Here is a 21,531-nt window from a genome sequence, read left to right as displayed (position 1 = left end):
CCTGCTGGAAAATCAGTGTGAAGAAAGTCTAACCTGTAGCAATAGAGTAAAGCTGATTTGCTTAGCATCCATTATACCTTCTTGATGATTTCCTATACCTAGATCCAAAATGGATTCCAGACTAATTTCAGTTCTGGTACGTTGCTATAATTCAAAAATGCGCTCTGAAATTTTCTGGAATGACAAAGGTTCGAGCCCTGTTTTCTGGAGTAGCTTACACTTGGGACCTGTTTTGTGGAAAGTCCAAAGGTGATGGAAACCTAGTTTGTTCATCAGATGCTCCTGCTGGAAAATCAGTGTGAAGAAAGTCTAACCTGTAGCAATAGAGTAAAGCTGATTTGCTTAGCATCCATTATACCTTCTTAATGATTTCCTATACCTAGATCCAAAATGGATTCCAGACTAATTTCAGTTCTGGTACGTTGCTATAATTCAAAAATGCGCTCTGAAATTTTCTGGAATGACAAAGGTTCGAGCCCTGTTTTCTGGAGTAGCTTACACTTGGCATTCCATAAGTTTGTCATAAAAAAACTCACCACTCAAAGCTCACATAATCAAAAATTCGCCACTCACGAGCTCACCACTCACAGACTCCATGACTACCTTACATTTGCTCAGGAACTTCGATCCCCAATAAGGCACAAGCACTTTTTACAACGGCTGCCGTCTTGTAACACAACAACAAACGGAATTGCTTTAAGTCGGCATTTTCTTCTTCTACGATTTTGGGCACATTTTGATAAAAGGAATTGAATTCTTTTACCAATTCATACACATAGTTTGCTATTAGCGCTGGACTGTATTTATCTGCAGCGCTCTGAATCACTTCTGGAAACTGTTGCAAGGACATAATTACTGCCTTGTCCTTATCCATCAGTTCTAAATTTATCGCGCTGTTTAATTTACTTGAATCAAATCCTGTTTTCTGTAAAATAGATTTGATACGCGCATGTGTATATTGAATAAATGGGCCTGTATTCCCTTGAAAATCTACTGATTCTACTGGATCAAACAACATGCTTCTCTTAGGATCCACTTTCAGCATAAAATACTTTAAAGCTCCTAATCCGATCATGTCGTACAGTCGTTCTTTCTCCTGTTCAGAAAGCCCTTCTAATTTCCCTTGTTCTTGTGCGATGGCTTTAGCAGTAGAAGTCATTTCTTCCATCAATTCGTCGGCATCAACAACAGTTCCTTCACGGGATTTCATTTTCCCAGATGGAAGCTCTACCATTCCATAACTGAGGTGGTACAGGTTCTCTGCCCAATCAAAACCAAGTTTCTGTAGGATTAAAAACAGTACTTTAAAATGGTAGTCTTGCTCATTACCTACGGTATACACCATAGAATTGATGTCGTGATCTTTTACACGCTGTATAGCAGTTCCTATATCTTGTGTCATGTAAACTGCGGTACCATCGCTGCGCAATACGATTTTTCTATCCAGTCCATCTTCGGTGAGATCGATCCATACAGATCCATCAGGGTCTTTTTCAAACACCCCTTTATCCAGCCCTTGTTGTACGACATCTTTACCTAATAAGTAGGTATTGCTCTCGTAATACAAGCTGTCAAAATCGACTCCTAAATTGTTGTAAGTGGTTTTAAAACCATCATATACCCATGCGTTCATTTTTTCCCAAAGCGCTACAACCTCAGCATCACCTTTTTCCCATTTTTGAAGCATTTGTTGAGCAGCCATTAAAGATGGAGCTTCTTTCTTTGCTTCTTCTTCGGTCTTGCCTTTTGAAATAAGTACTGCTATTTCCTTTTTATATTCTTGATCAAACTTTACATAGTAGTTTCCTACTAATTTATCGCCTTTTAAACCAGTAGATTCTGGTGTCTCTCCGTTACCGTATTGCTCCCAAGCCAGCATGGATTTACAAATATGAATCCCGCGATCGTTGATGATCTGAGTTTTATTCACTTTACGACCAGTGGCCTTAATGATATTTGCTACAGAAAAACCTAGCAAGTTATTTCTAACGTGTCCTAAATGAAGTGGTTTGTTGGTATTAGGCGAACTGTATTCCACCATCACCCCAGGTTGGGTCGTATCTACTTCAGTGGTGCCGTACTTCTCCTCATTTAGTATGCGATTAAAATCGGTCAAGAAGGCTATTGAGGAGACGCTGATATTCAAGAAACCTTTAATGACTTCGATATCCGTGATCAGGTCTGTGTTTTCTTTTAAATAAGTTCCAATTTGCTCGCCTATCGCAGCTGGATTCCCCTTAATATGACGCAACATAGGAAATACCATGATGGTAAAGTCTCCGTTTTGATCTTTTCGCGTAAGCGTAATCTCTACCTGTTCTAACTCTATAGAAAAAATAGATTTTACAGCTTCCTTCGCAGCCTTTTCTAGTTGTTGAAACAGCGTCATAAGTAAAATTTTTAAGCCCGCAAAGATAAGGATTATGAAAGGCTTTAGAGATTCAACGAACTAATAGAATGAGCATTTGAATTTACTAAAATAATAACTGTTCCAAAAATCTAACTTTGCTTTATGCTTTATAACGTGTCTTATAACAATCCGAAAATTGATCGAGAAATCTCTAAAGAAGTAGGCGCCGTTCTCACGTTAAAAGAACGCTGGAAATTAAAAGGATCTGGTTCTCCAAAACTTTTTATGACGAGCACCAGCATACAAATTCACAACCTTATGGTGCTCGATATTAACATAAACTGCTGCAATGTTGAGATACGACAAGATGGAATAATCGTTAGGTTCAGGTCTTTACTAGAGACTTATGCACTACCTATTCCCTATTATAAATTGACCATTTACAAAGGTCGCGCTCAAGAATACAGTATTCATAGAGATAATTATTTTGTAAAAGTAAAAGCCGACCACAAACGCATTCACAAATTTTTTGATAAACTCCAGCAGTTAAAAACCGATCAAGGATTTGAATATATTGATGATCTTTAAAATTAGGGATTAGGGATTAGGGAAAGTTAGAAATATTCTTTCAACTGGCTGAAAGTGATGTTTTTCTTATCAACGAGGTATGGAGTTGTATGTTCTAGTTTTGGATTTTGTGGTTTATTTTTTGTTTTGGTTTTTCCCTTATAAAAACTGTAACGTATGAAGGTTAGGAGATACTAACCCTACAAACCATAAAATTCTATCACATGATTCTTACTTTAAAGAATGTTTCCAAGACGTATCCTAATGGTGTAAAAGCGTTAGATGATGTAACTATAGATATTAAAGCTGGAATGTTTGGCCTTTTAGGTCCTAACGGTGCTGGTAAATCTTCTCTTATGAGAACCATAGCTACACTGCAGTCTCCTGATTCAGGAAGCATACATTTAGATGGTTTGGACGTTTTAAACAATAAGATTGAATTTAGAAAAACCTTGGGTTATTTACCACAAGAATTTGGCGTATATCCTAAAATGAGTGCGCATGATTTATTGCATTATTTTGCCAGTTTAAAAGGTATTACCAGTAAATCAGAGCGTAATGCTATTGTGGCCAAAGCTCTTGAAGTAACCAACCTTACTGATGTACAACACAAACATGTCGCAGGATATTCTGGAGGTATGAAGCAACGTTTTGGCATCGCTCAACTATTGTTGAATAATCCGCAATTAATTATTGTAGATGAGCCTACCGCAGGACTTGATCCTGCAGAGCGTCACCGTTTCCTGAACGTATTACGGGAAATAGGAACCAACCACATTGTTATTTTCTCTACCCACATTGTAGATGATGTTAAGGAATTATGTACCGACATGGCAATATTGAATGGTGGGAAGATTCTTGCTCAAAGCACGCCCAAAGAAATGGTCGCTACTCTAGCGGGCAAAGTATGGACCACTACGGTAAATCGAGATGCTATAGAAGAGATACAACGCACACACAACGTGATATCCTCTAATTATAATGAAGATAACATGCTTACTGTTCGTGTTTACGGAGACAGTACTCCAGGAGCTGCATTTGTGCCCGCTACCGCAAGTCTTGAAGATGTGTATTTCACCACTTTGAATCGCAATAGTACTAGTGCTCAACCTGAAATCGCGTAATCATGTTCACAACCATATTTTCTCACGAGATAAAAACGTGGTTTAAGAAACCTCTTTTTTACATATTTGCGGCAATCTTCTTTCTTTTAGGAGGTGTTATCATGGCTATTGCTACCGGGGTATTTAGCAGTGATAATGTTACGGTAACCAGCAATTCTTATTTGAATAGTCCTGCATCTATCGTAGCTCTTATTTCGCAAATAGCCTTACTCGCCTATTTACTCATCCCTAGTCTTACAGGTACCACCATACATAGAGATTTTAAAAACAATATGCATAACGTATTGTACTCCTATCCTATTAGAAAAGTGGAATACTTGCTGGCTAAATTTTTAGCGGGATTTACTATTAATCTTTTGGTCATTTTATCATTGATTGTAGGCCTTATTATCGGTAGTTATTTGCCTGGCTCTAACCCTGAACTCTTAGGACCTTTTAAACTGTGGAACTATCTACAACCCTTTTTGGTAGTTCTAGTACCTAACATACTTTTCTACAGCGCTATAGTATTTGCAATTATTGTATTTACCCGCAACATGAATATAGGATTCATGACGATTCTTACTTTGATTATCATCCAACTAGTAACCACCTCATTTGTAGGCCAAGTAGAAGATCCGTTTTGGCTCTCGATGGCAGATCCGTTGGGGAATATTGCGATCAGTGAAACCACCAAATACTGGACACCTGCTGAGCAAAATGAACTCTTATTACCATTCTCTGGAATGATTATGTGGAATCGTTTATTATGGGCTGGAATTGCTTTATTGATTTTGAGCTTTGTCATCGCAAAGTTCAAATTTGCTCAGAACGCTTTGACCATCAGTTTTTCTAAAAAGAAATCCCAGCGCATGACCAAAGAAAACACCAGTGGAATCAACAAGGTAGAGATGCCTGTTGCCAAAACGGATTTTTCTTTTTTCGGGCAATTAAAAACGCTTTGGCACATTGCTAAAAGTGATGCGAAGTACATCATATTCGGGTGGCCGTTTATCATTATTTCCTTCTTAGCTATTGTACTTACTATGGTCTTGATGTTCAACACAGGGCTTTTATACAATACCAGTATTTTACCTAAAACATGGGTCATGCTCGCAGAGCCTGCTTCTTATATAGCTCTATTTAGTTATCTGTTGATCCACCTGTATTCTGGATTCTTAATGGACCGCTCCAATGCAGCACATATCAACCAAATAGTAGATGTTACTCCTACTCAAAACTGGGTGTTTTTACTGTCTAAATTTGTCGCTCTATTCTTAATGGTGGCGAGTTTACAATTGGTATTGATCTTTTGTGGCGTCATTTATCAAACCATTAGTAGTTTTACCGACTACCAATTAGATTTATACCTGTTCCAGACTTTTATGTTAAACGTATGGAGTTATGTTCCGTGGATATTCTTAGCCCTAATGATCCATACCTTAATTAAAAACAAATGGTTAGGACTGGCTATTTTATTGATCATAGCTGTTGCTGTACCGCTCGTTCAAGGGGCTATAGGTATTACTCAAGCCATATTTGATTTTAACTCTGGTGGAGCCCCTAGCGCCTCAGATTTTATGGGCTATGGAAATGATTTACCTAGCTTTTACACCTATCGTGTATACTGGATACTCTTTGGAATTGTACTGGCGTGTATTGCTTTATTATTCTATAGACGTGGAATGAGCACTGATATGGAAGGACGTTTCGCTTTCGCGAAAGCGAGAGCAACAAAAACACTCCTCACAGTAGCAGCAGTTTCTTTAGTTGGATTTCTATCTATAGGTGGCTACATCTGGAAAATAAACAATGTAGATAACGAGATCTTAACCGGTAAAGAACAAGAAGAACTACGTGTGAATGGAGAGAAAGAATTAGGGAAATTTGCTACGGCAGTTCAACCTCGATTAGTAGCGGTAAACACCTTTATGGATATGGTTCCTGAAACCCGAGATTTTAAAGCTGGAGCTACCTATACTATGGTGAACCAAAGTGACCTAGCCATAGACACCCTACATGTAAATCTTACCGACTACCCTACAGAAATTACCCTAGATCGCAAGTCAGAAACGGTATATGATAATGAAGATTACAATTACCGAATGTATGCTTTTGAAAAAGCACTACTACCTGGCGACACGCTTGTCTTTAAATTCACCATGCACAATGAACCTAATAAATTCTTAGACAGTAATTCGCCTATTTATAGCAATGGGACATTTGTGAACCAAGGAATGTATCCTTCTATAGGTTATAACGACGCTTTTGAAATACGCAATGTAAAAATAAGAGAGAAGTATAACCTACCTCCTAAAGACAGGTTGCCAGCTCCAGATGCCCCTGGCGCAACAGATAATAACTATATAGGTGGCAATAGCGACTGGATTGATTTTGAAGCTACAGTAAGCACAAGCCCTGATCAAATTGCGATTGCGCCTGGTTACCTTATTAGAGAATGGGAGGAAAATGGCCGCAAGTATTTCCACTACAAAATGGACTCTAAGATGTTGAATTTTTACTCTTTCTTAAGTGGAAAATATGAGGTGAAAAGAGAATCCTATAAAGGAATCAATTTGGAAATTTACCACCATCCTGATCATACCTATAACTTAGATCGCATGATGAATGGCTTAAAGCAAGGTCTGGATTATTACAATGAAAACTATACACCCTACCAGCACAGACAGGCACGTATCATAGAATTCCCTAAGCAGTTCGGGAGCTTTGCACAGGCTTTTGCCAACACGATTCCATTTAGTGAAAGAGTAGGTTTTATTGCCGATGTAGATGAAACTAACAAAGATGCTGTAGATTATGCACTGGCTATAACAGCACATGAACTGGCGCACCAGTGGTGGGCACATCAGGTAATAGGAGCAAAAGCTAAAGGAATGACTATGCTTTCAGAAAGCATGTCAGAATACAGCTCTTTAAAAGTATTGGAAAAGGTATATGGGAAAAACCAGATGCGTAAATTCCTTAAAGAATCTATGGAAGGTTACTTAAGTGGTCGTGCTGGAGAATCCATTAAAGAGAACCCATTGATGTATAATGAAAACCAGCAGTATATTCATTATCAAAAGGGATCTGTGGTATTGTATGCCATGAGTGATTATATAGGGGAACAGAAATTCAACGATGTTGCAAAAAGATTTGCTGAGAAGTACCAATTCAAAAGTGCTCCATACCCTACTGCACCAGAATTTGTAGAAGACCTGAGAAAGGTAACCCCAGACTCTTTACAGTACCTCATAAAGGATATGTTTGAAACCATTACTCTTTATGATAATGAAGTAACCGATGCCACTTATCGCAAAATCAGCGAAGATCAATATTTGGTAAACATTAAAAGTCTAGTAAGTAAATACCGGTCTGATAAGAAAGGTGAAAAAACATATGCTTCAGTGGCAGGAGACAGTCTTAGTTTTACTCCTGAAGGAAAGAAAAGTGCGATTTCTTCTTTACCTCTTGCCGACTATATTGAAATAGGAATCTTTGGAGAAGAAAACGAAGAAACTGGAGAAGAAGATGTTTTGTATTTGAAAAAAGTGAAAATATCTGATATCTTCAACGATACGGATATTATAGTTTCTCAAAAACCTGTAGAAGTAGGGATTGATCCGTACTACAAATTAATTGACAGAAGCACTAATGACAATCGCAAAAAAGTGAATGAAATAGCTGACCAAGAAAAGAAGGCTACTAATTAACGTATAGACTCCCTATTTTATAAAAGCGCCATCTACTAGGATGGCGCTTTTTTGTTTTAACAAACTTATACCTTAGTTACACGATTTGAATGGTATATTTAAATTATGAAAGTATTACTTACAGGAGCCAACGGTTATATAGGCGTACGCCTTCTTTATGAATTATTAAAAGAAGACCATGAGGTTGTTTGTGCGGTACGCAGTGCCGCGAGACTTTCTGTACCTCAAGAGATCAAAGACCAAATTGACATTATAGAAATTGATTTTCTTAACGTACATGCAGATCATGCGTTACCTAAGGATATCGACGTCGCTTACTATTTGATCCATTCCATGTCTTCTAGTACCGATAATTTTGATCAAATGGAAGCTGAATGTGCCGAGCGTTTTGTGGAACTGATTCAGGAAACCAATTGTCAGCAGGTCATTTACCTTTCTGGAATTGTCAATGAAGAACAACTTAGTAAACATTTGCTTTCGCGGAAGCGAGTAGAAGACATACTCTACACCGGTAATTTTAATCTTACGGTTTTACGAGCAGGAATAATTGTAGGTAGTGGCAGCTCCTCCTTTGAGATCGTGCGAGATCTTTGTGAAAAACTACCGGTAATGATCACTCCTAAATGGGTCAATACCAAAACACATCCTATTGCCATACGTAATGTCATGAGTTTTTTAATGGGTGTTTTAGGAAGAGAAGATTGTTATGATCAGAGCTTTGATATAGGCGGGAAAAGTATACTGACCTACAAAGAAATGATGTTGGGGTATGCTCAAAATCGCGGGTTAAAACTCTATATTTTTACAGTTCCCGTCATGACTCCTAAACTGAGCAGTTACTGGTTGTATTTTGTTACCAGCACCAGTTATAAACTGGCTCAAAATCTGGTTGACAGTATGGCGATAGAAGTCATTGCCTCAAAAAACGACCTGGCCGAAAGATTAGGTATTGAACGGTACAATTATCAAGAGGCACTGGATATGGCATTTGCAAAAATCGAGCAAAACCAAGTGGTGAGCAGTTGGAAAGACTCCATGGTCAGCGGCAGGTTTAAACGCAGTCTCAACAAATATAAAAAGGTACCTAGCTATGGGTGTCTTAAAGATGCACAGAAACTAGAAACCTCAGATGCTGCAGCTGCCTTAGAGCGCATCTGGTCTATAGGTGGCAAAAACGGCTATTACTACGCTACTTTTTTATGGAAAATACGCGGTGCTGTAGACAAGCTTTTTGGAGGCGTAGGATTGAGACGTGGTCGCACTAATGCAAATAAAATATACGCTGGAGATGCGCTTGACTTTTGGCGTGTTCTTGTGGCAGACAAAGAAGAAAAAAGATTGCTGCTTTTTGCCGAGATGCGCGTACCAGGTGAAGCTTGGCTAGAATTTGAAATCGATGAAAACAACGTGGTACATCAAACAGCTACTTTCAGACCACGAGGTATTTGGGGTAGGTTGTACTGGTATTCCATGCTTCCATTTCATTACTTTATTTTTTCTGGAATGATCAGGCATATTGCGACTGGGAAATAATCATATCTAGACTTTACCAAATATTAATTATTTTTAATATCAAATCTCTTTTATGAAATCACGTTGTTTTCTTCTCATTCCCTTGTTGCTGTTAATATCTTGCTCTTCTGACCAATACTCTACTAAGGATAAAGAGCTAGATAAAGTTTATAAAATGATACGCGGCAGCTACAATAGCAGTATGCAAAACAAAATAGATTCTAGTTACTATAACATTTCACTTGAAATGCATCCTGTATGGAAAGATAGTGGAGAGAGATGGCTGTATGTAGAACAAGCTCTAGCTTCTCAAAAGGATCAGCCGTATCGAGTGAGCATGTACAAACTCGTTAGAAAAGATGACAACGCTATTGTTTGTGAAGTCTATACGATTCCTAATGAAAAAAAGTATTACGGTAAATTCAAAAATCCTAAAGCGTTCCAATATTTAACACCAGAGTATTTAGAACTGAGAGAAGGTTGCGAGATAACTATTAAAAAAGACAAAGATGGTTTTTATTCTGGCGCTACTGGAAAAAACAGCTGTTTGAGCGTTAGGAATGGAGCTACTTATACGACCAGCCTAGTACTGATTAGAGAATATCAATTCATTTCTTGGGACCGAGGCTTTGATGCAGACGGCAACCAAATTTGGGGTGCAGAAAAAGGTGGTTACATCTTCAACAAAGGATCATTAAGAGATTTAGATTATGGTGATATTAATCTAGATTGATTTACTATGAATATTTCTTTAAAGAGAAACAGGAGCATTAAAACTCCTGTTTTTTTTTAGAGTGGTCCTATTGAATTAGCTTTTGGGCAAAAACACCTCAGCCATCATACATCTTACGGAGCCACCGCCTAATGTTTCTATGGTAGCAATAGAAGGATGGATGATCTCGTTGTACTTTTCTAGTCTGGTAATTTGAGAAGCTGTAAGCGACTTATAAGCTTGATCACTCATGACTAGAAGGCGCTCACCTTTATCATTGTGTACCTGCATCATATTGCCTGCATAAGCATTGACTTGATCTTCTGTAATAACAATGACTTCTTTACCGTCTTCTTTAAGGTGTTTGAGGACATTTTTAGCCTCTTTTTTATCATCTATACAGTCTGAGCAAATCACCGCGTAATTTTCTCCTAAAGCCATCATTACGTTGGTATGATAAATAGGCAGTCTTTTGTCTTCTACGGTTTGATAAGCGGTAAAAATTACTGGTGTATATTCAAAATCTTCACAGAATTCGATCATCAGTTCTTCATCTGCTCTAGGTGAAATACTGCAGTATGCTTTGCGATTTACCCGGTCGAGCAATAAACTTCCCGTACCTTCAAGAAAGAAACCTTCGTCCTCAGCACTGCTGTAATCGATAACGTTATTGATTTGAAAGCCTTCTGCTTCCATTAATTCCATGGCGTCTGGTCTTCTTTCCCGACGTCTGTTTTCTGCAAACATGGGATATAAAGCTATATCTCCATTTTCATGGGTAGAAATCCAGTTGTTAGGGAATATGGAATCTGGTGTGTCAAATTCTATTTGATCCTGTACGATTAAAACACGAATCCCTTTTTCTTCTAGTGCTGCTGCAAAAGCATCAAATTCATCTTGTGCTTTTTTATCTTGATCTAGGATCTTAATCTTACCGTCTTGGTAATAATTATTTACAGCAGTTTCTTCGTTCGATCGAAACTGCACTGGGCGTACCATTAAAATAGTATCGGTTATCTGTCTCATCTAGTCTCTAATTAAGGGTAAAGTAGAACATCTCAGAAGTCCTTCTTGTTTAGAAATCTCTGCATAAGGAACTTCTTCTACGGTGATCCCATGGCTGCGCAACCAAGCGTTTAATCTCGTAAAATTCTTTTCTGATACCACCACATCTGGAGCGATAGAGAAAATATTTGAATTCATATGATACATTTCTTCTCGAGTGATCTCAAAGCAGTTTTTGCGGCCAAAGAAGTTTACTAAATACTGGTATTCTTCTTCTTGTAAAAAGCCATTTCTATGGATGATACACTTGCCGTCTCCTACTGGTTGAAAACAACAATCCAAGTGCAACGCATTATTATAAGGATCTAAATTATCCTTGCGCAAGTTAAAGCTTACTACTTTTTTATGAGGAAAGGTTTCTTTTAACCATGCTACCGCTTCTACGTTAGTACGAGCGATGATATGATCTGTATAGTCCCGACCTCTGTAAGTCCCAACAAATATATACTCGCCGTATAACATCACGTCACCGCCTTCTATATGTACTTCTTCTGGTGGTCTTATCACATTGTCAGGATCCATTTGATCAACTATATACTGGATGGCATCCAATTCTTCTTCTCGATCGGGAAGAATATTTGCTTTTACAAACATATTGTCAATCACAAAACCAATATCTCTGGTAAAGATCTGATTGCAATTTTCTATTTGTTTTGGTCTAAGAACGCTCACATTATACCTTTTCAACACAGCAGCTACAGCTTCCATTTCGTTGACCATATCTTCATTGGAAGGATAAGTTCCCGCAATAATATGTTCGCGAGATTTAGGGTCGTATGCATCGTCTACTGATGGTACTGGACCATTGCTGCGAGCAGTTCCCAAAACGACACTTCTCAGCCGTGAAGTCTCGTCAGTTACATGAAGATCTATTTTTTCCATTTTGCGAATTTAATAATAAAAACATCCTATTCTTTTTGAATTCGCAGAATAAAATGAACAGATGTTTTTTCAAAATTTTAATGTAAACTCCAAATAAAAACTCCTAAAAAGCAGCGCTTCTCAGGAGTTGTGTATGTCAACTTTATTTCAAAAAATTAAATAAATAATTTATCTTTTTGAAACTTCTTTGAATGCTCTTAAGTTCTCACCTGTATATACTTGACGTGGTCTCCCTATAGGCTCTTTATTCTCCCGCATTTCTTTCCACTGTGCGATCCATCCTGGTAAACGCCCTAATGCAAACATTACTGTAAACATCTCTACTGGAATTCCCATAGCACGGTAAATAATACCAGAATAGAAATCTACGTTAGGATATAATTTACGATCTACAAAGTAAGGATCTTCTAGCGCCTCTTTCTCTAGTCCTTTTGCGATAGCCAAGATAGGATCATCTACTCCTAATGCTTCAAGAACTTCGTCAGCTGCTACTTTAATGATCTTAGCACGTGGATCAAAGTTTTTATATACTCTATGGCCGAATCCCATTAAACGGAAAGGATCATTTTTATCCTTTGCTTTGGCCATGTATTTCTTAGTATCTCCTCCATCTTCCTTGATCGCTTCTAGCATTTCAAGAACCGCTTGGTTAGCACCACCATGAAGTGGACCCCAAAGTGCAGAAATACCAGCACTTAAACTCGCAAAAAGACCTGCTTGTGAAGAACCGACAATACGTACGGTACTTGTAGAACAGTTTTGCTCATGATCTGCATGAAGGATTAATAATTTATCTAATGCATTAGAAACAACAGAGTCTATTTTATATTCAGAATTAGGTCTTTTAAACATCATTTTAAGGATGTTATCTACGTAACCTAAACTATCATCTCCATAATCAAGTGGCTGTCCTGTTCTTTTTCTTAACGCCCATGCCACAAGAACTGGGAATTTCCCCATGATGTTCACGATAGCTTTGTACATATCTTCTTTGCTATCTACATTTACAGAAGCTGGATTAAAAGCAATCAGTGCGCTTGTTAATGAAGAAAGTACTCCCATAGGATGAGCAGACTTTGGAAAACCGTCTAAGATTTTCTTTACATCTTCGTCTACATGAGACTTTGCTTTAATATCTGTATGAAATTTATCCAGTTCAGCTTGAGTAGGTAGCTCCCCAAAGATCAATAAATAGGCAACTTCAAGAAAATTAGCTTTATCAGCTAGTTCTTCTATCGAGTAACCTCGATACCTCAGAATACCTTCTTCTCCATTTAGAAAGGTTATCGCACTTGTACAACTTCCTGTATTTTTATAACCAGGATCTAGTGTAGTAAGTCCGCCCGTTGCACTTCTCAACGTTTTTATATCTATTGCCTTTTCATCTTCTGAGCCAGTGATTACAGGAAATTCATACTTCTTGCCATCAAACTCTAATATCGCCTTGTCTGCCATGTTAAATTTTGGTTTTGTATTTGCGAAAATACTGCACAACCATTGATTTTCATAGATTTTGGGATATGAAGTTCCATAATTTAATAAAATATTTAGTTTTAATACACGGATATTGTAATTTAAGCCTGTAAAAGCTATTAAATTGACAAGAGGAGGTTGGAATCCCGCTTTCGCGAAAGCGAGATAAGCAACTATCTAAAAACAAAACGACGACCCTAAGGCCGCCGTGATGCTATTTGTAAGCTCCAAAAACTAACAAATATTATTTTACGATAAGTTGTACCGTAGCAGTCTCCTCTCCTGTACTAACTTTTAACAAGTACATACCTGAACTGAGAATCGCTGAAGGAGTAATGGTTTGTGTACCATTAAAAACAACAGTATTCTCATAAACCTTCTGACCTAAGGTGTTGTACATACCCAGTTGCACCTCTTTACCTAGTAGGTAAGCACTCGACACTTGGAAGCTATTATTTACCAAAGGATTAGGATAAACTGAAATAGCATTTATCAAGCTGTCTTCTTCTAAGCTTAAGGTATTGTTAGCATACTCTATTAGAAATCTATTATCTGAACTACCAGAGGCACTTACACTAAAACTTACGGTATTGTTACCATCTTGCAATAAAGTACGTGTTCCTGTTTCTTGATCTACTAATATGGCGATCAATCCTGCGTTCAAAGAAACTTCCAGATCCATAGTGTAGGAGTTGTTTCTATAGTTAGAAAGGTATAAAGGAGTGATATCACCATCCACTGGCAACTGACGTCTTTCAATACTTAATTGGTCTGCACCACTTGTCAAAGCAAGTGTTTCGTCTAGATTAATAAATTTTATAGCATCTTCTTGTGTGACCATATTACTAAATCCGTTGCTGTATTGCATAGTTGCCTGATCGAGCAGCTCTATCGCGCTAGCATCTTTTAAGGAGATGGTGATAAAGGAACTTTGATTATAGGCGCCGAAAACCGGAGTAAGCGGTTGATCAACTGCTTTATGACTTTCTTTAAAAGTCATTCCAGAAGCTCCTGTAGTAGGAACAAATACCGACTGTCCTGGCTGTAAAAATTTATTAGCACCACTCGATCCCGGAAAGGCAGTACCATTAACCGTTGACATGTCTATGGTTGCATAAGCACCACGTATATTAAGTGTAGGATCCCATACATAAACAAAGTTGACATTCACACCAGAAGTAGCAGCGTCGTTTAAAACATTTTTAAAATCAACAGCTGCTTGATATGGGTTGGAAATCATTGCAAACTCTCCATTGTCCGTAGCATAAGATCTTACATAATCTCCTGTATGCACTGCACCGCTTGATCGCAAGGTAGTAACAGATGCTGTAGCATTGTTGTTTGTTAAATCTGTAGTACGGTCACCTCTTACCATCATCCTTAAAGGAGCTCCGATAAGAAGTTGCTCTGAATTTGTATTAGGGACCACGCTCCAAGTATAATTATCGTTATCAAATGTATATAAGGAATAGGCTCCACTTCCAGTAGTATCAAAACCGTTTGCTGCGCTAGGACCTGTAATATGTGTTCCCAATCCAGCAGCTACTGCTCCATTTTCTTGCCAGTTTTCTCTAATGCTTCCTGTTGAATTTACAGAAGAGGCCAGAAATCTAAAAGCACGTTTTGCAGGTATATAGCGCTCTACTCTAACACTTCCATTTATAGTTGCTGCACTAGCATCATCTAACTGCCCTGTTGTTGTAGCATTACTTTTAAATACGATGTTGTTATTTGCGTTTAATACAGAAGCTTGAGGCCTTAACACATCGTAGATATTAGTAACTGCATTAAAACTTACTCCAGAAGCATTGTTTACCTCTAGTCTATCCAGCTCTAGTGACCCAGCTCCACTTATAGTTTGAGCAGCAGCTCCCTCTAATCGCAGCGTACCTGCAGTACCATCTATTTCTCCCTCTACACTTAGATTTCCATTCAGGGTAAGTACCACATTTGATGCTATAGAAAGTACTCCTGCAGTTACTGCTAGGTCGTTGATAACAGCATCTGTAGCAACAGGCGCCGTACCTAGTAAGACTTGCGCATTTAAACCTCCTGTTTCAGCATGAGGAGCAAATGGTGTCCATACACCAGCATCATAAATAAGCGTAGGGTCTTCAATTGTGATATTAAACACTTCTCCTGGCAAGACTGTATTTGCATTTCCTAATACGGTATACGCAAAGGAGTCAGCAGCTACTAATTCTAAAGAGGTGTGTACATATTGAATGCGATTGTTATCCAGATCCCCTTGAGTAAAAGTATCTCCTATGTTTAGATTTACTCCGCTAAGCTGGATTTGTCCATAGTCCACATCGTTAGTAACCACATAAACCAAGTTGGCATTCGTAAATCCTGCTTGTACTGATCTTAAGGCCGTATTGTTGATCACATTAGTAGCGTTAAAGCTGGTGGTTAATCCGAGGTTTCTATTGTTATCAATATCATTTACATATTGTAATCTTCCACAAACCGTTACCGAAAACTGATTGAATGTACCTCCAGTCCCAGAAGTTCTATCTGTTGCAAGCAACACCCATTCTCCTAAAGCACTGGCATTGTTAAATCTAGTGAAGGCTTGACCAGGGCGTTGATTACCAGTTAAAGCTCCTGTATAGCCCGGTGCACAACCAAAATTTTGAGTACCTTGATCACTTACGATCAAATCAAAATTAACACCGCTTGCACACTCTCTATTGTACACTTCAGCAAACCTACCTGTAGGAGCACTCAATTGCATTTTTACATGTCCTGTATTGCCATGAGTGGCATTCATATAGAAACTGAGGTTAGTCACTTCTATATCGTCAGTAACAACCACTTTTGCTGCAACTGCATTAATACTAGTATTCCATTCGTCTTGTCGGTTTGCCGGTTGAGCAGTATTCTCATAAGTTTCATTGTCATAGGTGATACAAACATCTTGTGCGGTTTGAAATAAGCTGATAGAAACAGTTGTCCCAGCGTTACAATCATTAGAAGGAGTCACTCTCCAGTAGTATATGTTGCTATTTACCAGTGCTGTTGGTTGGTAGGTGTTTTGAAAAGAAACGGTATTGGACTCTGCAATGATTGAAAAATCACTAGTCTCTGAAATTTCTACTAAATAACTGGATGCACTGGCTAGATCTTCCCATTGCAGTAAAGGATTAGCTACTTGGTTTACCGCTCCATTTACTGGTGTAACTTGGATGACATCTCCTACTACAGTATCAAATAATTTAAAAGTGAAGTCTTTAGATATAGTCACCGATATGGACTGTGCTTCCACGCTAAAATCATATTGATTAGCATCTACACCTGACGTACCACTAATACTAACACTCACTGTGGCATCGGTAGAAGTAGAACTTGGTGTAAAACTAGCTGTCAAACCTGCTGGCAAACCTACGGCACTAAAACTTACTGTTTCATTAAAATCAGGTGCTGCATTGTATTCAAAAGTGGTAGCTCCATCACTAGGTTGGCAAACAGAGAAATCATCACTTGCAGCGGTGAGTTCAAAAGTACCTTCTTTGATCTCAAAGTCATTATTGGTAATATCAAAAAAGTAGTTGCTGGCAGCCTCTATCATGATTCTTGCCTGTGTTGTTTTTACACCTGTTGGAATAGTTACCGACTGAGAACCATCATTATTAGTTCCTGACGCTAAAGTGACTGGATAGGTCAACCCTCCATCAAGAGAAAGCAAGATGTTAACAGTAGTTGAATAGGTCGTATTATTAGTGCTGTTCACTGCCCAGGTTACCGTTTTAAGTTCGCCTTCATGCCAAATTTCTCCTCCATTAGGTGCATTTACAAGAAAGGGCCCGGCGGTACCTACTTGTAATGTAGTACCCGCATAGTCCGTCTGACCTCCATTAGGATTATTATCTCTAATCGTACAGAAGAACTGCAGTTCTCTAGAAACACTAGGCAGTTCTTCCCATACTGGATCTATATTATTTACTAGATCTGGCAGATTGGGAAAATACCTAGTAGGACTAGTAGTAGCAAACTTACTTCTAAATAGAGGTCCAGTTGTATTAGTAGCAACTGGTGGCTGAGTTGCTCCAGTTGCATTAGCACTTCCATTTTCTAATTCTTCCCAATTGTAAGTATAGGTCTCACCAGCGTCTGGAGCTATACTAGAAGTGGATGTAAGTTTAAATGGTGTGGATCTTGGAATAGTCTTACCCCCTGGTGACACAGCGTTAGGAGCCGTAGGGTTTGATGTACCTAAGGAAATTTGATCATCACAAGTATCACCATCTATACTTCCTTGCATTTCAAAAAGACTAATCAAGTGAAAATAAGCATCAGAATTATCTTGCACATTAGGAGCGCAAATCCCTGCATATCCCATTATTGTTGAGGCACTGCCTGTCTCGTATGGTCGTGAAGAAGGACTACCTCCAAAACAACCATTGTAAAAGGTATGAGAAGCCCCGAACTGATGGCCTATTTCATGAGATACATAGTCGATATCAAAAGGGTCAAATTCTGGTGTAACGATTCCTGTAACGCCTCGTTCTTTACCTGTACCACAAGGACTGGTTCCTGCAATACCTCCACCACCAGTGGAGAAAACATGCCCTAAGTCGTAATTATTAACGCCTATCACACTTTGTAATGTAGTTACGTTTTGACCCAACATAGCTCCACCTGAGTAATTATCATAAGGATCTGTAGTGCTGTTGGTATAAATGACTTGATCATTTCCTGAGATTAGTTGAAATCTCATAGACATTTCGTTCTCGTAAACAGAGTTAACTCTTGTTACAGTTACCACTATAGCAGCTAATGCATCAGCTACTGCATTACCATTTCCTGCATTAGCATCGTCGTGGTAAGCCGTATATTCGGCAGTAGCAGCAATGGCAATTTCATAGGTTCTGAACTGTCTGTCTTGAAAAGCCTTAGCCGTAATAGCAGCCTCTATGTCTAGTTGCTGACCGGCTGTTAATTCATCCCTTACTTGACATTCGTAGGACTCCGTACCTCTTCTAGTTACATGCTTACGGTTGTATGACATGATAATATTAGGAACACTCTTAGCATAAGGGTCCATATAAATAATTTTCTCCCCAGTAATTAAACCCCTAAAGCCTTGAGGAGTGATGGTAAAATAAATGGTATTCAGATTATTATCCACACTCTTACCAAAATAAGAACGAACCTTAGGAAACTGTCTTTTTAATCCTTTGGCCATAGCTCCAGAATCATAAACCATAAAAGTTTCAAAGGTGTCATTTCCAGTAGGAAAATCGATTGCAATCCCATTTGTTCCAGAAAAACGATCTGGAGCAGCTACTAACTTATCGCTTAAAGCTTGCGGGTTAATTTTAATCAGGTTAAAGGTATGTGGTTGAATACCTCTTTCTTCAGAAGGTATTTTGGCAACCTCTTGTTGATCAGCTGTTTCCCATATCACTTGGGCGGTATTAAAAAAAGGTACTAGTAAAAGACAAGAAAAAAATAAAATTCGATTCATCTGAGTTAGTTTTTGGAACCACTAATAAACAACAGTTTGACCTTGTTTTTTAAATATATCTTCTAATTCTTACTTTTTATTGATTTTTTATGCATTTCATCGATTTATAATATAAGTACAGTCCAATTTTGTACCCTACGAACAAATAAAAAAGCCATCTATATTACAGATGGCTTTTTTGTGTTCCGCTTTCGCGAAAGCGAAACTAAAAGGGAACTATTACAATTGAAATGCTTTTCTACCTGGATAATAAGCGGAGTCTGCAAGCTCTTCTTCAATACGAAGCAACTGATTGTACTTTGCCATACGATCAGAACGGGAAGCAGAACCTGTTTTGATCTGACCAGTAGAGAGTGCTACAGCAAGATCTGCAATAGTATTATCTTCTGTTTCTCCGCTTCGATGAGACATTACTGACGTGTAACCTGCTTTATGAGCCATGGTGACAGCCGCAATTGTTTCTGTAAGTGTACCTATTTGATTCACTTTAATTAGAATGGAATTTGCGATATCATTTTCAATTCCTTTAGAAAGGCGCTCTACATTAGTAACAAAAAGATCATCTCCTACCAGCTGTATTTTATGACCTGCTTTTTCAGTTAAGATTTTCCATCCCTCCCAATCGTTCTCATCCATACCATCTTCGATAGAGATGATTGGATATTTATCTGCAAGCTCAGCTAGATAGGTAGCTTGTTCTTCAGAAGACCTGATCACAGCAGATGCTCCTTCAAATTTTGTGTAGTCGTACTTACCATTTACAAAGAATTCAGCGGCAGCACAATCTAAGGCAATCATTATTTGTTTCCCTGGCTCGTATCCAGCGTTTTTGATCGCTAGTAATATCGTGTCTAAAGCATCTTCAGTACCTTCTAATTTGGGAGCAAACCCACCTTCATCACCTACTGCTGTGCTTAAACCTCTGTCGTGAAGTACTTTTTTCAAATGGTGAAAAATCTCTGTACCCATTTGTAGTGCCTGAGAAAAACTCTCTGCTTCTACTGGCATGACCATAAATTCTTGAAATGCTATAGGTGCATCACTGTGCGAGCCTCCGTTTATAATATTCATCATAGGAACTGGAAGCATACAAGCACTTATTCCTCCTATGTATTTATACAAAGGCTGGTTCAATTCGTTTGCAGCTGCTTTGGCACAAGCTAGAGAAACACCTAGAATAGCGTTTGCTCCTAATTTTGCTTTGTTGGGCGTACCGTCTAAATCAATCATTAATTGATCTATGTAAGCTTGTTCAAAAACAGATGTTCCTAAAAGTTCTTCTGCGATAAGGGTGTTGACATTGTTAACTGCTTTACCTACACCTTTACCCATATAGGATTTACCTCCATCTCTTAATTCTACTGCCTCATGTTCTCCGGTAGATGCTCCTGATGGTACAGCAGCTCTTCCCATAATACCATTTGATGTAAACACATCAACTTCTACCGTAGGATTTCCTCTTGAATCAAATATTTGTCTGGCGTGTACTTCTATAATTGTGCTCATGCTGTAACTTTTTTATTGGAATGAATTAAATTAATAAATTGATCAAATAAGTAGGTAGCGTCATTAGGACCTGGACCTGCTTCTGGATGGTATTGTACAGAAAAACATGGCTTAGATACATGTTTGATTCCAGCTACCGTATTATCGTTTAGGTGATAATGTGTGATTTTAATATTTTTATTTTGTTCCGTCTCTTCTCTATTGATAGCAAAACCATGGTTCTGAGATGTAATTTCTCCTTTACCAGTTTCTACGTTCATAATGGGATGATTGATACCTCTGTGACCGTTATGCATCTTAAAAGTTGAAATACCACTTGCTAAAGCAATAATCTGATGACCTAGGCATATTCCAAATAAGGGAACTTCAGCTTCCATAATATCTTTAGCAGTTTGAATTGCTGATGTCAAAGGTTCTGGATCACCAGGGCCATTAGATAAGAAGTAACCATCCGGTTCAAAAGATTTCATTTCTTCAAAAGAAGAATTATAAGGAAAAACCTTTATATATACTCCTCTAGCAGCTAAGTTGCGCAAGATATTCTTTTTAATACCTAAATCTAAAGCAGAAACTTTTATACTCGCATTTTCATCACCAAAATAATAGGGCTCCGTACAGGAAACTTTAGAAGCCAATTCCAACCCCTTCATAGAAGGAACTTGTAATAGTTGTGATTTTAATTTTTCAACATCATCCAACTCTGAAGATATGATGGCGTTTTGAGCTCCATGATCTCTGATATAAGAAACGAGTGCACGTGTATCCACATCTGACAATATGACGAGGTTTTTCTTTTTAAGTAGTGATAGTAAATCCCCATCTGCCGATTCTCTTGAAAATACCTCAGAAAAGTTTTTACATACTAATCCAGCAATCTTAATAGAATCTGACTCTTCATCAGTGAACTTTACGCCGTAATTACCGATGTGCGCATTAGTAGTTACCATTAACTGCCCGTAATAGGAAGGATCTGTAAAGATCTCTTGATAACCAGTAGTTCCCGTATTAAAACATATTTCTCCTGTGGCTGTACCGCCTTTTCCTACTGCCTTACCGTGGAAAATTGTTCCGTCTTCCAACAAAATAATGGCATCTTTTTTTTCTAGATATCCCATAATCAATTTATATTCAAAAATAATTCAAAAAAAAAGGATCAATGAAATATTCATTGATCCTTT

General features: G+C 38.2%; 12 protein-coding genes. 5 read left to right on the top strand and 7 right to left on the bottom strand.

Features of this window, described 5'->3' with window-relative positions:
• Positions 1 to 604: 604 nt before the first annotated feature.
• Complete coding sequence (gene argS / locus F0365_RS08960) at positions 605 to 2,389, bottom strand: arginine--tRNA ligase (protein WP_169933385.1); 1,785 nt, start codon at positions 2,387 to 2,389, stop codon at positions 605 to 607.
• A gap of 123 nt (positions 2,390 to 2,512) precedes the next feature.
• On the opposite strand from argS, the gene F0365_RS08955 reads away from it, so the two are divergent.
• The 5 genes from F0365_RS08955 to F0365_RS08935 all read left to right on the top strand — a co-directional run bounded on the left by F0365_RS08955 (position 2,513) and on the right by F0365_RS08935 (position 9,978).
• Positions 2,513 to 2,938: a hypothetical protein gene (locus F0365_RS08955; protein ID WP_169933384.1), complete on the top strand. Its 426-nt coding sequence runs from the start codon at positions 2,513 to 2,515 to the stop codon at positions 2,936 to 2,938.
• Positions 2,939 to 3,141: 203 nt separating this feature from the next.
• Positions 3,142 to 4,041, top strand: a complete 900-nt coding sequence (locus F0365_RS08950; protein WP_169933383.1) for an ABC transporter ATP-binding protein — start codon at positions 3,142 to 3,144, stop codon at positions 4,039 to 4,041.
• Between the two features lie 2 nt (positions 4,042 to 4,043).
• On the top strand, positions 4,044 to 7,733 hold the full coding sequence (locus F0365_RS08945; RefSeq protein WP_169933382.1) for an ABC transporter permease/M1 family aminopeptidase: 3,690 nt from the start codon (positions 4,044 to 4,046) through the stop codon (positions 7,731 to 7,733).
• A gap of 105 nt (positions 7,734 to 7,838) precedes the next feature.
• On the top strand, positions 7,839 to 9,266 hold the full coding sequence (locus tag F0365_RS08940) for an SDR family oxidoreductase (RefSeq protein WP_169933381.1): 1,428 nt from the start codon (positions 7,839 to 7,841) through the stop codon (positions 9,264 to 9,266).
• A 52-nt stretch (positions 9,267 to 9,318) separates the two neighbouring features.
• Positions 9,319 to 9,978, top strand: coding sequence for a chromophore lyase CpcT/CpeT (locus F0365_RS08935; RefSeq protein ID WP_169933380.1), 660 nt, complete (start codon positions 9,319 to 9,321; stop codon positions 9,976 to 9,978).
• 75 nt (positions 9,979 to 10,053) lie between these two features.
• Here the strand turns inward: F0365_RS08935 and ctlX are convergent, their stop codons facing one another.
• The 6 genes from ctlX to carA all read right to left on the bottom strand — a co-directional run bounded on the left by ctlX (position 10,054) and on the right by carA (position 21,468).
• Entirely contained in the window at positions 10,054 to 10,983 is a 930-nt protein-coding gene (ctlX, locus tag F0365_RS08930; protein WP_169933379.1) for a citrulline utilization hydrolase CtlX, read from the bottom strand.
• The gene (locus F0365_RS08925; protein WP_169933378.1) at positions 10,984 to 11,904 is read right to left on the bottom strand and encodes a dimethylarginine dimethylaminohydrolase family protein; all 921 of its coding nucleotides are present in this window, start codon (positions 11,902 to 11,904) and stop codon (positions 10,984 to 10,986) included. It abuts the gene before it with no gap.
• A 168-nt stretch (positions 11,905 to 12,072) separates the two neighbouring features.
• Positions 12,073 to 13,359, bottom strand: coding sequence for a citrate synthase (locus F0365_RS08920; protein ID WP_169933377.1), 1,287 nt, complete (start codon positions 13,357 to 13,359; stop codon positions 12,073 to 12,075).
• 262 nt (positions 13,360 to 13,621) lie between these two features.
• A complete protein-coding gene (locus F0365_RS08915) occupies positions 13,622 to 18,847 on the bottom strand; it encodes a reprolysin-like metallopeptidase (RefSeq protein ID WP_169933376.1) in 5,226 nt (1,741 codons plus the stop codon).
• A 219-nt stretch (positions 18,848 to 19,066) separates the two neighbouring features.
• Positions 19,067 to 20,353 carry a phosphopyruvate hydratase gene (eno, locus tag F0365_RS08910; RefSeq protein ID WP_169933375.1) on the bottom strand — a complete coding sequence of 429 codons (1,287 nt, stop codon included), beginning with the start codon at positions 20,351 to 20,353 and terminating at the stop codon, positions 19,067 to 19,069.
• Positions 20,350 to 21,468, bottom strand: a complete 1,119-nt coding sequence (carA, locus tag F0365_RS08905) for a glutamine-hydrolyzing carbamoyl-phosphate synthase small subunit (protein WP_169933374.1) — start codon at positions 21,466 to 21,468, stop codon at positions 20,350 to 20,352. Before carA ends, eno begins: the two co-directional genes overlap by 4 nt.
• Positions 21,469 to 21,531 lie beyond the last annotated feature (63 nt).

The sequence above is a fragment of the Nonlabens sp. Ci31 genome (genome assembly GCF_012974865.1).
Classification (GTDB): Bacteria; Bacteroidota; Bacteroidia; order Flavobacteriales; family Flavobacteriaceae; genus Nonlabens.
Note: the sequence above shows the minus strand (reverse complement) of the source record. Positions and strands in the feature narration are given on the sequence as shown.